This window comes from Desulfosarcina sp., from assembly GCF_033791525.1.
GTDB lineage: Bacteria > Desulfobacterota > Desulfobacteria > Desulfobacterales > Desulfosarcinaceae > Desulfosarcina.
Genome location: NZ_JASJGN010000175.1, coordinates 1 through 11,982 on the forward strand (window position 1 = coordinate 1; position 11,982 = coordinate 11,982).

11 protein-coding genes, 2 tRNA genes and 1 pseudogene are annotated in these 11,982 nt (G+C 52.6%); 8 read left to right on the plus strand and 6 right to left on the minus strand.

Annotated features, from left to right (window positions below):
- Window positions 1-62 precede the first annotated feature (62 nt).
- Window positions 63-139: transfer RNA gene (locus tag QNK41_RS08380), tRNA-Arg, on the minus strand.
- Between the two features lie 180 nt (window positions 140-319).
- Here QNK41_RS08380 and tadA point away from each other — a divergent pair.
- From tadA to QNK41_RS23015, 4 genes and pseudogenes are all read left to right on the plus strand, one after another.
- Window positions 320-784: a tRNA adenosine(34) deaminase TadA gene (gene tadA / locus QNK41_RS08385; RefSeq protein ID WP_319255668.1), complete on the plus strand. Its 465-nt coding sequence runs from the start codon at window positions 320-322 to the stop codon at window positions 782-784.
- A 58-nt stretch (window positions 785-842) separates the two neighbouring features.
- Window positions 843-2,135 (plus strand): adenylosuccinate synthase, encoded by a 1,293-nt coding sequence (locus QNK41_RS08390; RefSeq protein ID WP_319255670.1) that lies wholly within the window; start codon window positions 843-845, stop codon window positions 2,133-2,135.
- A 69-nt stretch (window positions 2,136-2,204) separates the two neighbouring features.
- Window positions 2,205-2,281, plus strand: a tRNA-Pro gene (locus QNK41_RS08395).
- An 82-nt stretch (window positions 2,282-2,363) separates the two neighbouring features.
- Window positions 2,364-3,260: pseudogene (locus QNK41_RS23015) on the plus strand (NAD(P)-dependent oxidoreductase); the annotation flags it as partial.
- 29 nt (window positions 3,261-3,289) lie between these two features.
- Here the strand turns inward: QNK41_RS23015 and QNK41_RS08410 are convergent.
- A complete protein-coding gene (locus QNK41_RS08410; protein ID WP_319255672.1) occupies window positions 3,290-3,796 on the minus strand; it encodes a dihydrofolate reductase family protein in 507 nt (168 codons plus the stop codon).
- A 266-nt stretch (window positions 3,797-4,062) separates the two neighbouring features.
- Here QNK41_RS08410 and QNK41_RS08415 point away from each other — a divergent pair, with 266 nt between their 5' ends.
- Together QNK41_RS08415 and QNK41_RS08420 are read left to right on the plus strand one after the other, a co-directional pair.
- On the plus strand, window positions 4,063-5,130 hold the full coding sequence (locus QNK41_RS08415) for an HDOD domain-containing protein (protein WP_319255674.1): 1,068 nt from the start codon (window positions 4,063-4,065) through the stop codon (window positions 5,128-5,130).
- A gap of 29 nt (window positions 5,131-5,159) precedes the next feature.
- Window positions 5,160-5,564: a hypothetical protein gene (locus tag QNK41_RS08420; RefSeq protein ID WP_319255676.1), complete on the plus strand. Its 405-nt coding sequence runs from the start codon at window positions 5,160-5,162 to the stop codon at window positions 5,562-5,564.
- Between the two features lie 204 nt (window positions 5,565-5,768).
- On the opposite strand, the gene hpf is transcribed toward QNK41_RS08420, so the two are convergent.
- On the minus strand, window positions 5,769-6,119 hold the full coding sequence (gene hpf, locus QNK41_RS08425) for a ribosome hibernation-promoting factor, HPF/YfiA family (protein WP_319255678.1): 351 nt from the start codon (window positions 6,117-6,119) through the stop codon (window positions 5,769-5,771).
- Between the two features lie 146 nt (window positions 6,120-6,265).
- Window positions 6,266-7,072 (minus strand): DnaJ domain-containing protein, encoded by an 807-nt coding sequence (locus QNK41_RS08430; RefSeq protein ID WP_319255680.1) that lies wholly within the window; start codon window positions 7,070-7,072, stop codon window positions 6,266-6,268.
- 263 nt (window positions 7,073-7,335) lie between these two features.
- Between QNK41_RS08430 and QNK41_RS08435 the strand changes: the two genes are divergently transcribed.
- The gene (locus QNK41_RS08435; protein ID WP_319255682.1) at window positions 7,336-7,944 is read left to right on the plus strand and encodes a PilZ domain-containing protein; all 609 of its coding nucleotides are present in this window, start codon (window positions 7,336-7,338) and stop codon (window positions 7,942-7,944) included.
- Between the two features lie 92 nt (window positions 7,945-8,036).
- Here QNK41_RS08435 and QNK41_RS08440 read toward each other — a convergent pair whose 3' ends face one another.
- A complete protein-coding gene (locus tag QNK41_RS08440) occupies window positions 8,037-9,161 on the minus strand; it encodes a 3-hydroxyacyl-CoA dehydrogenase family protein (protein WP_319255684.1) in 1,125 nt (374 codons plus the stop codon).
- A gap of 296 nt (window positions 9,162-9,457) precedes the next feature.
- Between QNK41_RS08440 and typA the strand changes: the two genes are divergently transcribed.
- The gene (gene typA, locus QNK41_RS08445; RefSeq protein WP_319255686.1) at window positions 9,458-11,287 is read left to right on the plus strand and encodes a translational GTPase TypA; all 1,830 of its coding nucleotides are present in this window, start codon (window positions 9,458-9,460) and stop codon (window positions 11,285-11,287) included.
- Between the two features lie 7 nt (window positions 11,288-11,294).
- On the opposite strand, the gene QNK41_RS08450 is transcribed toward typA, so the two are convergent.
- Window positions 11,295-11,636, minus strand: coding sequence for a hypothetical protein (locus QNK41_RS08450; RefSeq protein ID WP_319255688.1), 342 nt, complete (start codon window positions 11,634-11,636; stop codon window positions 11,295-11,297).
- Between the last annotated feature and the right edge of the window lie 346 nt (window positions 11,637-11,982).

An 11,982-nucleotide genomic window follows, 5' to 3' on the forward strand; every position in this document is an offset into this window, starting at 1 on the left:
ACATGACGGTCAGGAAAGAAAAAGGGGCTACCTGACAATGCCTGTAACCCCTTGTTATTTACTGGCGCGCCCGGCAGGATTCGAACCTGCGACCTACGGATTCGTAGTCCGGCACTCTATCCAGCTGAGCTACGGGCGCTAAAAAGTTGGACTGCTTCTTAAGCCAAATGGCGGAGCATGTCAATGAATTCTTTAAAGGGTGCACACCCGGTAACGCCTGTTATGGCCAATTTGCATTGAACACGAATCAAATCTCCCCTTTCATGACGGACACTAAAAATCTATTGATCAAAGCCAAAAAAAAGTAGATTGTCCAGCAATGACACCCCCTCACGAACAATTCATGCAGATGGCTATCGATCAGGCCATTGTCGCCGGCCAAATGGGTGAGGTGCCGGTGGGTGCGGTTATCGTTGATGCAGACAACCTCGTGCTCGCACAGGACCACAACCGAACCATCAGCAACTGCGATCCATCGGCCCATGCGGAGATCAATGTACTTCGTTCGGCAGCCCGCCGGATTAAAAATTATCGTTTGTTAAGGACTACGCTCTATGTTAGCATTGAACCTTGTGCCATGTGCATGGGGGCCATTATCCACGCCCGGGTAAAAACTGTCATTTTCGGGGCGCCCGACCCGAAATGGGGCGCGGCCGGCAGCCTTTACCACCTTGGTCAGGACTCGCGCCTCAACCATCAGGTCGAGATTATACAGGGAATTTGCGCGGACCGATGCCGGTTTTTGATCCAGGAGTTTTTTCGCGAGCGGCGCAAAGCCAATTGAAGCATGCGGCTATCGCCTAATAACGCCGTTCAGTTGATTTTTGATGAAGGAGCATCTCGTGGCAAATATCGTAATTGTTGGAACCCAGTGGGGTGATGAGGGAAAAGGAAAAATCGTGGATCTTCTGGCCGCTGACGCCGACGTGGTGGTGCGATTCCAGGGCGGCAACAACGCCGGTCACACCATGGTTGTGGATGGCGAACAGTTCATCAGTCACCTGATCCCTTCCGGAATCCTTCAGAAGAAAATCTGCGTCATCGGCAACGGGGTCGTCGTGGACCCCGAGGTCTTGATCGAAGAGATCGATTACCTGGAATCCAAAGGAATTGTCGTCGGCCCCGACATTCTCATGATCAGCGACCGGGCCCACGTGATCATGCCCTATCACAAACAAGTCGACCACGGTCGTGAAAAGATGAAGGGCGATAAAAAGATCGGCACCACCGGTCGGGGCATCGGACCCAGTTACGAAGACAAGGCCACCCGGCGCGGTGTTCGTTTTGTGGACCTGATAGACCCCGAATCCTTCGACGAGCGCCTGCAGGCCATCGTTCCTGAAAAGAATTTTTACCTGGAAAAATTCCTCGGCATGGATACCGTGGATCTCGGGTCGTTACGGGACCAGTACACCCAATTCGCCAATCGGTTGAAGCCTTACGTCACCAACGTTTCCGTGGCCTTGCAAAAGGCCGGCAACGCCGGCAAACAGATTTTGTTCGAAGGCGCCCAGGGTACCCATCTGGATATCGATCACGGCACCTACCCCTATGTCACCTCTTCCAACACCGCCTCTGGCAATGCCTGCTGTGGCAGCGGCGTCGGTCCGAAAGACATCCAGGGCGTGATCGGCATCGTCAAGGCATACACCACCCGCGTGGGCGCCGGTCCGTTCCCGTCGGAACTGTTTGACGATATCGGCGACCGGATTCAACAAACCGGCGCGGAATTCGGCGCTACCACCGGCCGCCGGCGTCGTTGCGGCTGGCTGGATACGGTCATCCTCAACAATGCAGTGAGGCTGAACGGACTGACCGGTCTGGCCATTACCAAACTCGATGTACTCGGCGACCTGGACGAATTAAAAATCTGTACCGCCTATGAACACAATGGCCAGCGCATCAATGACGTACCGGCCAATCTCAACCACCTGGCTGCTTGCAAGCCGATATATGAAACCCTGGCCGGATGGCGCCAGGATATTCGAGGAATAAGACGCTACCAGGACCTGCCCGATGTCGCCCGTCAATATCTGGCCCGCATCGAGGCCTTGACCGGCGTACCGATCCAGATTGTTTCGGTGGGGCCGGGAAGAGATGAGACCATCGTTCTGGACAACCCCTTCGCCCGCTAAAAAAGGGTATCACAAACGCGCTTCAACCTATTGACTTTTTAGATGCCTTGACATACAAGGACCACCCATCGGGACATGGCTCAGTCTGGTAGAGCACAGCGTTCGGGACGCTGGGGTCGCAGGTTCAAATCCTGCTGTCCCGACCAAATTGGTTGAAAGGGGTTACGGTTGCATAATCGTGCCCCTTTTTAATTTTCCAAGTCTGCCAATCGTAAAACAAAGGAGGATAAAATGACCAACCGGCGCATCGGATGGATCGGGACGGGCGTCATGGGCGCGTCCATGTGCGGACACCTGTTGACCGCTGGCCACCGGCTGACTGTTTTCAGCCGAACCCGCGACAAAGCACTCAGGCTTCTTGAAAATGGGGCGGCCTGGGCCGATACGCCTAAAGCAGTGGCACAAAACAGCGATATTGTTTTCACCATGGTGGGTTTTCCGGATGATGTCCGGGAGGTGATCCTGGGGGATGCGGGCGTACTGGCCGGAACCAAAACCGGTGACACGGTAGTGGACATGACCACATCCAGCCCGGACCTGGCCCGCACCATTCACCTTGAATGCGCCGCAAAAGGGGTAAAGGCGCTGGATGCACCGGTTTCCGGCGGCGACGTGGGAGCTCGGGAAGCAATCCTGGCAATCATGGTGGGCGGTGACAAGCCGGTGTTCGATGCGGTGAAACCGCTGTTCGACATCCTGGGGAAAACCATCGCCTTGATGGGCGGTCCAGGCACAGGCCAGCACACCAAAATGACCAACCAGATCCTGATTGCCGGTACGATGATCGGCGTGGTTGAATCACTTTTGTATGCCCAGCGGGCCGGCATGGATGCCCACCAGGTCATCGATGTGATCGGCCAAGGAGCGGCCAGTTCGTGGTCCATCAATACGCTGGGCCGCAGAATAGCCGATGGCGACTTCAACCCCGGATTCTACATCAAGCACTTTGTCAAGGATATGGGCATCGCCCTGGAAGAGGCGCGGCAAATGCGACTGTCGCTGCCCGGACTGTCCCTGGTCCACCAGTTTTACGTGGCGGCCATGGCCATGGGGTGGGAAGACCTGGGCACTCAGGGGTTATTCCAGGTGCTGGCGGCCATGAACCGGAAACCTTCAGTTCGATAGTATGACGGATGGACGATTGCAGCTCAGCACTATGGATGATTGACCCGGTACCGGATGCACAAGGTGTTATCGTCAATCTGACAGAATTCTTTCAAGGCCAGTTCCAGGTCCACGGCACCTGAAAAGATGGACAGCCCGGTACCAAAGGCATAGGGCGACAGCGTGAGGATCAACTCGTCTATCAGCCCCTTTTCGGCAAAGAGCTGGTTGATCTTCGCGCCACCCACCACCACGGCTTCCTCGTAGCCTTGGGAGGCCAGATCGGAAATAATCTGCTCGGGAGGCGCCTGGGTATACACCAGATCGTCCCGGTCGGATCGACGATCCGGGTCGCGGGTCATGACGATGGTTTTGCGGCCGGGCAGCACCCTCCCGATAATATCGAAGGTCGTTGAGCCCATGATCATAACACCGGCTTTTTTGGTAACTTTGACATACAGTTGTTTGTCGGCTCTGCCGGTCCAATCGGGGTAGTGATCAGAGGCTCTGGCAATCTTTCCATCAACCGTAATGGCAACCATCAGACAGACATGCATGGCGGTGTGTTACCTAATCTAAAATGTTAGTAAGATGCGCAAACTTGGACCGTTCTTATCATAAAAGAGCGCCACTTAAAATATAAAGGATGGCCATAAAGTTTACGGACACAGCGCCGATTAAGAAGTGTGACGGGAATTTCGCCCCGTCACCCTCTGGTAAAACAGCAATTAGATTGCTGGTAAAAACAAACAAAAACCGCTATGATTGTTCCCCGAACAAGTGATTTGACAGAACCCTTGATGCTTCCGAGAAAGGCGTTTTCATGAAAGTTGCGTGCAAAAACTGCAGCAAAGCGTTCGAGCTTCCCGATGACCGCCTTCCTGCCGGCAAAAAGATCTCTTTCCCCTGCCCCGGATGCAAATCAAAAATCACGCTGGATCTGAGAGAAAAACCGGACCCCATTCCGGAACAGCCGGATGCGACGTCCGATGGTTCCAAAGAAAAAGTGGTTTTTTCACCCCTTGCCGAGAAACCTTCCGGGAAGCTTGACGGCAGTGATCTGAAACGAAAAATCCTGAATCGCATCAAAGATCTGCCGCCGATGCCAAAAATCATTTACAAGGCGCGGGAGGTCATGGCCAACCCCATGTCCGGATTCAAAGAGATCGCCGAGGTAATCGAAACGGATCAGGCCATTGCCGCCAAGGTCCTCCAGGTGTCTAACTCAGCCTATTACGGGCTATCCGGGATGGTTTCTTCGATCCACCAGGCCACCGTCGTTCTCGGCCATAAGACACTGGAACAGCTCATTACCATGGTCTCTGCGACCAGCCTGCTGGGGAGTCACCTCAAAGGATACCGTATGGGGTCCGGCACCCTGTGGCAGCATTCTCTGGCCGTGGCCCTGTGTTCGCGATTGATCGCCAAAGATCGTGCACCGGCAATGGAGAACGACGCCTTTTCCGTCGGGCTGATCCACGACGCCGGAAAGCTGGCCCTGGATCGTTATCTCCTGGAACGAAAAGTCCAAGTAGACCAAGTGCTCACTGCCGGTGTCAATTTTCTGGAGGTGGAAAAGCAGGTGCTAGGTTTTGACCACACTGAACTGGCCTCAGAGTTGTGCGCCAAATGGAAGCTACCGGAGAACCATGTAAGCGCTATGCGATTTCACCATGACCCCGGCGCATCCAATGGCAACCAACTGGCCTACATCATCCACACGGCGAATCACATCGCCCAACAAAGTGGTATTGGCAGCAGCATGGATGCGAACCTCTACGAACTGGACCCTGAAGCCCTGGCGTTTCTCTCTTTGGATGAAGAAGATTTGACCACGTACAACCAGGCGATGATAGAAGCCGTGAACCAGATTGCCTTGAGCATGGCATAAGCGGTTTTTTTTAAATATGAGTAGACTGTATGGCCAAGACCGAAAAGACGCTGACCACCGGTGAATTTTCACAAATAACAGGCATCGCCGTTTCCACTATTACCCAAATGCTGCGACTGAATAAGATTCGCGGAGAAAAACGCAGCGGGAAATGGGCCATTTACGAAAGCGAACTTCAACACTCAGCCGTTGTGACCCAAAAAGATCGCGGCGGAATATCGGCCAGCGTCGGCCCCATTTTCAATACGCCGGTTGCTGCCCCAAAAGCATACGATGTGGAAACGTTTGTCCAAATGACCTATTTAACTGAAAAAGGGGTTCGCCAATGGCTCAAGACCGGTCGTCTTTCGGGCCGCCCCGGTGCAGACGGCAAGGTTCTGGTGGACACAGCCAACCTCGACCGACCCGAACTCCAACACCTGATCAGGAAGTAGGTCGATCAACTTCCGACGATATGGCTTTCGTTTGATATTGAAGCACCCCATTCTTTGAGGAGCAGCGGCGGTTTGGCAGACAAAAAAGTGAAGCCTTCCCGCCGCAATCGACGGGAAGGCTTCATGGTAAAGGTAGGATCGGGTCTCACCAAAATTGAGCGTTTTCTACCCTGGAGATGTCAGTGCCGGTGATGGATGCTTCAATTAAAGCGAATCGGGTTGGTAAACCTCGGTACGGTGTGACTGGATTTTTTCCTTGTTTTTGATCAGCTGTTTTTTAGCTTTGTCAACCACCAGATCGATGGCTTCATTCCAGGCACCACTCTCTTCTTTGGCGTGGACATCAAAACCCTTCCCGCTAAGGTTAACATCCACAATTTTTCTTAGTTTTTCTTCCTGGAAAACCACATCGGCGGTTCCGGAATGGGGCATGATTTTATCAAGACGCTCGAGCTTTTCTTCAAGGTAGGATTTCAGGTAATCTGAGGAGTCTACACCTTTAAAGGTGACCAGAATTTGCATATCACGTCCTCCTTTCGCGGCTGTCCGGTCCACTCACCACTGTTTGTGCAATCCCCTTATCCCTAAGGACCGACGGGGAGATGGATGGTTTGTTGATTCGGCTTTGAAAATGGCAACGCCTCCTTTCAATTGCTATGGACGATAATCCGAAATGGGGATCAGTCTGTTTTTAAAGTGTATCATCGGCTGAAAGCCGAGACAATAAAATCCTTCGTTTTTTCCAATAACGGTTTTTTGAATTTCACTTTAAGGTATAGATCGCCGTCTGTTCCGCCGTTTTTACCTGCAGCGCCCATCTGGGAGAGGCGAATTTGCTGGCCATCCTTCGTACCGGCAGGAATGCTGACCACCAGCTTTTTAGAACGCCGATGGTGATGATAGGGATAGGGTCCACCGGACCTGGCAAATTCAGGGCTCAGATGGATGGTGTCGCGAATATCCTGCCCCGTTTGAGGCAGACTCAACCCGGTTACCTTCTGTAATAGATACCTGGCCAACCGGCCCAAACCCGGGGGAGTGCCGGACGCCATGGCTTTTCCCCGACGCTTGCCAAATCCTCCCCGGTAGATGAATCCGCTGCCGTGAATGCCATGCTGCTTAAACGCAAAGCCTTTATACCCTGAACCGTAGAAGTCTTTGAATATGGAATCGACACCACGAAGGCCAAACGATCGTGCCATCTCTTCGAAAATCTGATGAACATCGGAGCCGTTGAAGATATCCTGCTCGGTATAGGTGTTTCTAAACTCACCATACGCGTTTTCACCGAAACGGTTGCGCATGGTATCGTAATCACGACGCTTTTGCACATTGGACAAGACCGCATAAGCCTCATTGACAGATTTCATCATTTCTGCACTATCCGGATTTTTTTCGTTGCGGTCCGGATGATATTTAAATGCGAGTTCCCGATACGCCTCTTTAATTTTTTTCGCCTCTGCAAGTTGATCCACGCCAAGTATCTGGTAGTAGTCCTGTTGTGCCATACGCCCTGTTTTCCCTTTTTAATGATGCCTGTAACACCCCCCAGCCTACCCTATCGATAATATAGTCATCATTCGTCCGTTGGCGATGCCAAAATCAGCCGGCCAAAAAAACGTTCTCATCGGTGCCCGCTCAAATTCTCGACCGATACGCTCAAGCATTCAGAAAAAACGCCGAATAACCAATTATCATGCATGACAACAAATTGAGGATCTGAAAAGTGACATTCAACCTCATCACCCTTATAATCAGTTCGATTTTTTTGATGGCTTCGATATGGGCCCGGCAGGCATTTGTATTCGGTGCGTCGACTCATGGTCACTATTATATGACGGCCATCCTGATGATCAGCAGCATCATTACCGTAATCACCTTGTTCCGATGGTTACGGCTTCGTCACCACCGGCCGAAGGCTTCAGACGATGCCGATCAGGAAGTGTCCAGCTGGCAGCGCCAGCATTATCGCATCCAATTTGATGAAGCAATGCCTCCCCTTTTCGTCCAGAGAACCGAGGAGCGCCATCCGGTTACGGAGTTCACCTGTCCCGTCCACGATGTCTCGGAAACAGGCATCAGCCTGGGCTGCAAGGGTGTATACACGCACGGGCAAATGGTTCAGGGGGAAATTATCTTTGTTAGCGGCCGGACGGCACCGGTGAATGGCGTCGTGATACGTGAAGAAACCGACCGCACCTGTCTACGTCTTCACTGCACCATCGACCCACCTTTGTTGATGGCAGAACAGCGTGAACAGATTGCCCTGAGAAAGGGCAACAGTCCCCGGCCGGCGGTCAGTAAAACCATACTGGACACGACGGCCGCATCTCTTCCCAGCACCGCCCCAAAAGGGATCTGCCGATTGAAACGACCGTAGGCGTTCCACTCATTATCCATTCAAAAGGGCCCGGATGATTGCATCCGGGCCCTTTCGTTTAATAGAATGCACATGCGCGCTGGATAGTTTGCTTAGAGTTCCCAGGGCGATGGGACCGCGCCGGAAAAGGTTTTGGGTATTTTAAACTCACCGCTCTCGACGGTGAGTCTCACCAGGCGGGCCGCTTCCTCCATTCCCATGGCGTTCATCATGGCAAACGGACCTTTGGGCCAGGCCAGTGACGTGCAGATCCCCAGTTCCAGGTCTTTGATGGAAACGACCCCCTTTTCAATGAGATGGGTGGAAATGGTGAAAATGGATCCCAGCAGACGGTCTTTGACGACGTCAAGCAGAGCCGGGTCGTCGGCCACGGCCCCGTCCTCAAGATTCCAGGGTTTGCCACTTTCAAACTGTTCTTTAAGCTGATCCGGCACCGACGGATAGCCGACATCGGTATCGGCCAGATAGTCGTTCATGGACACGGCGGCGTGGTAGCAGGTGCCAAGGCCGGATCCGTTTTGCACCCACATGATACCAAAGCGAACGCTCAATGCCATCTGGGAGATGCGCTCTAAAGTGGCCACATTGTAGGCGTCGCCATAAAACGAGTCGAGCATCATGTAACTGGAGATGAACACCGGGTTGATGGCAAAACCGGGGAAATCCTTCACTGCAATGGGTACTTTACGGTTTTTTTCCGCAAATGCCATCAGGGCTTCAAAGGTTTCGTCACCGGTCTCTTTTTGCCGGATCACCTCCACCAGCCGGTTGATGTTGGCTGGAAAAAAATAATGCAGGCCGGCGGTCCGGGAAGGGTTTGAAACCGATGCCATCAGCCGCTCGATAAGATAGGTGGAGGTGTTGCTGACCAAAATGGCATCCGGACGGCACACCTTGTCCAGATCCTTGAAGATCTGGATTTTCAAATCCATTTTTTCCACTGCCGCCTCGATAACCATGTCACAAGCTGACAGGTCCTGATAGTTGGCAGTTCCCGATATCATACCGGCCACCTGATCCATCTCCTGCTGGGTCATTTTTCCCTTGGCCACGCGTTTGTCAAGGGCTGCTTTCACCCATCTGTCATACATGGAGCGAACCAACTCGTCGTTGAGTTCCTTGTAAATCACGCGGTACCCGGACGATGCGGCATTGAGTCCTATGGCCGCGCCCATAACGCCGAATCCAACGATTCCCACGGTTTCAATTTTCGCCATCTCTCCTCCTTTTCCATTAACGTGACAAGCCTGCCCATTGCATCGATACAATGGTGTAGGTCGCTATAAATAGCCTATAATTTTTGATGGTTATGTAAAAAGTTTAAAACCGGCAAGGGGCAATTGACTCTTTTTATCTCACCCTTGCGGCACAGGGTCAAGGCTATTTTTTAACTACATTAAAGCTACATTGTCCTTAAAAAAAAATATATGCGGGTCGATTACCTTGTATTGAACGGCCAGATGGCTATATTGGCACTTATTCAAAAAACGCCAACCAAACGAAACGAGCAGGTATGTCCGCTTTCTTAACCAAGGAAAAACTTCGCAATATCGCCATTATCGCCCATGTCGACCATGGCAAGACGACCCTGGTGGATGCCATGTTTCGTCAAAGCGGCCTCTTTCGGCAAGGCCAACAGATGGACGAACGGATCATGGACAGCATGGACCTGGAGCGGGAGCGCGGTATCACCATTGCCGCTAAAAACTGCTCAGTGGTTTACCAGGGCGTGAAAATCAACATCGTTGACACACCGGGCCATGCCGATTTCGGCGGCGAAGTGGAGCGGGCCCTGTCCATGGTGGACGGTGCCATCCTCCTGGTGGATGCCTCCGAAGGTCCTTTGCCCCAAACCCGTTTCGTACTTCAAAAAGCCCTGAAGTCCAAACTGAAAATCATCGTGGTGATCAACAAGGTCGACCGCAAGGATGCCAGGTCGTCTGCGGTGCTGGATCAGGTGTACGATCTGCTCATCGACCTGGATGCCAATGAAGACCAGTTGGAATTCCCCTTGTTTTACGCCATCGGCCGCGACGGCGTGGCAGGAACCGCCCCCAACCAGTTGGCCGATGACCTCCATCTGCTTTTTGACGCCATTGTCAGTGAAATCCCCCCGCCCCGTTTTGACCCTGAATCACCGTTTCAAATGCTGGTCTCCGACCTGAGCTATTCGGACTATCTGGGGCGCCTGGCAGTGGGACGCGTAGTGGGCGGCAAGGCCGAATCCAGGCACCGGCTCATCCGCATCGATGCCGACGGTAACCACCGTCCCTTGAAAGTCACCCGCCTGCAAATATACGAAGGCATGGATATCACACCGGTATCTACGGTGAGCGCCGGTGAAATCGCTATCCTGTCCGGCATTGACGACGTGTCTATCGGTGATACCATCTGCACTGAAGATGCGCCCTTCGCCCTGCCCCGCATCACCGTCGACCCGCCGACCGTGTCCATGCTGTTCACGATCAACGACGGTCCGCTGGGCGGCAAGGAAGGGCGCTATGTGCAGTCGGCAAAAATCCGGGAACGATTGCTCAAAGAGACCCTGCTCAATGTGGCCATCCACGTGGAAACGACGGGGGACAGGGATTCTGTGGTGGTCAAAGGACGCGGGGAGTTTCAGTTGGCTATCCTCATCGAGACCATGCGCCGCGAAGGGTTTGAATTTTGCGTGGGGCGCCCTGAAGTGATCCTGAAGCAGGAGGATGGTGTCGTCAAAGAGCCCATCGAACGGCTCTTTGTCGACTGTGGTGAAACCTTCATGGGGGTGGTGACCGAAAAGCTTTCCGTGCGCAAAGGAAAAATTATGAACCTCTCAAATACCGGCACCGGACGGGTGCGCATCGAATTTTCCATTCCTTCCCGGGCCCTGATCGGCTATCGGGACGAATTTCTCACCGACACCCGGGGAACGGGCATCATGAATTCCTATTTTTTGGGTTACGAGCCTTACCGGGGAGACTTTCCCAGCCGCTTTACCGGATCCATCGTATCGGACCGCCAGGGACATACGGTGCCCTATGCCCTGTATAATCTCGAGCCGCGGGGCCGGTTGCTCATCCAGCCCGGTGAAGTGGTTTACGAAGGGATGGTGATCGGCGAGCACAACCGGGAGACGGACATCAACGTCAATCCCACCAAAGAAAAGAAACTGACCAACATGCGGGCGTCGGGCAAGGACGAAAACGTAATTCTGGCCCCCATCCGGCTGATGACCCTGGAGCAGGCCATCAATTTTATCCGTGACGACGAGCGGGTGGAAATTACCCCCAAGTCCATCCGGCTGCGCAAGGTAACGTTGGGTCTAAAGGCCCGCTACGCCCAGCGCGGGTCTAAAAAGTAAGAACTGCTTAGCGGGGATTTTCGAAAAAAACGTAGCTGGTGGAGTAATCGGAAAATTCGAAATACACCTTGCGCTCATCGGCATCCTTGACCATGTTCAAGTTAAGGTCCATGTATCCATACCCGAAGCGGTAGGGTCGCGGGTTGTTGTCCGAGGTGCCGTATGCCGTGGACAATTTGTCCACGTTGATGAAGCGTCGCACCAGTTGTTCGCCGGCGTAAATCTCCAGCACCCCGTCCGTACCGGTCCAGTTCTGAATGGACCGCCCGATTTTGTTCTGTGACTCCTGCGTACAGCCCATCACCATAAGCGCCGCCAGCAGAGCCATTGCTTTTATTAATGCCTTCATGACGTTACTCCTGATTAATCTGAAACCGTTATTTTTTTTCGGAACTATCACCCAAAAGAAGGCTATCAATTGTAACTTGCTGTTACAGCTTCATATTTTGCTCTCTAAAGGTGGATAAAGTTAGCGAGTATCTAACTGAATTTAATCCAAAATAACGAATTAGCCTTATTCTTGGTTATAGGCCCGATTTTTTTCAATTTTTGAATAACATCCTGTATTCTTAGTTCTCGCAGGACTTAACCATAATGCAAGAATACTTGATTTTCAAAAGCCCCATTTATTCAAACAAAATAAAGTTAAGGTTTGATGTGGGGAGGAGAGCACTATGTTAGAGATTCGGACAGAC

Coding starts and splice junctions, on each gene's coding strand:
- QNK41_RS08415 (WP_319255674.1), top strand. CDS start 4,063: ATGAAAGTTGCGTGCAAAAACTGCAGCAAAGCGTTCGAGCTTCCCGAT.
- QNK41_RS08450 (WP_319255688.1), bottom strand. CDS start 11,636: ATGAAGGCATTAATAAAAGCAATGGCTCTGCTGGCGGCGCTTATGGTG.
- QNK41_RS08435 (WP_319255682.1), top strand. CDS start 7,336: ATGGCTTCGATATGGGCCCGGCAGGCATTTGTATTCGGTGCGTCGACT.
- tadA (WP_319255668.1), top strand. CDS start 320: ATGACACCCCCTCACGAACAATTCATGCAGATGGCTATCGATCAGGCC.
- QNK41_RS08440 (WP_319255684.1), bottom strand. CDS start 9,161: ATGGCGAAAATTGAAACCGTGGGAATCGTTGGATTCGGCGTTATGGGC.
- QNK41_RS08410 (WP_319255672.1), bottom strand. CDS start 3,796: ATGCATGTCTGTCTGATGGTTGCCATTACGGTTGATGGAAAGATTGCC.
- QNK41_RS08430 (WP_319255680.1), bottom strand. CDS start 7,072: ATGGCACAACAGGACTACTACCAGATACTTGGCGTGGATCAACTTGCA.
- typA (WP_319255686.1), top strand. CDS start 9,458: ATGTCCGCTTTCTTAACCAAGGAAAAACTTCGCAATATCGCCATTATC.
- QNK41_RS08420 (WP_319255676.1), top strand. CDS start 5,160: ATGGCCAAGACCGAAAAGACGCTGACCACCGGTGAATTTTCACAAATA.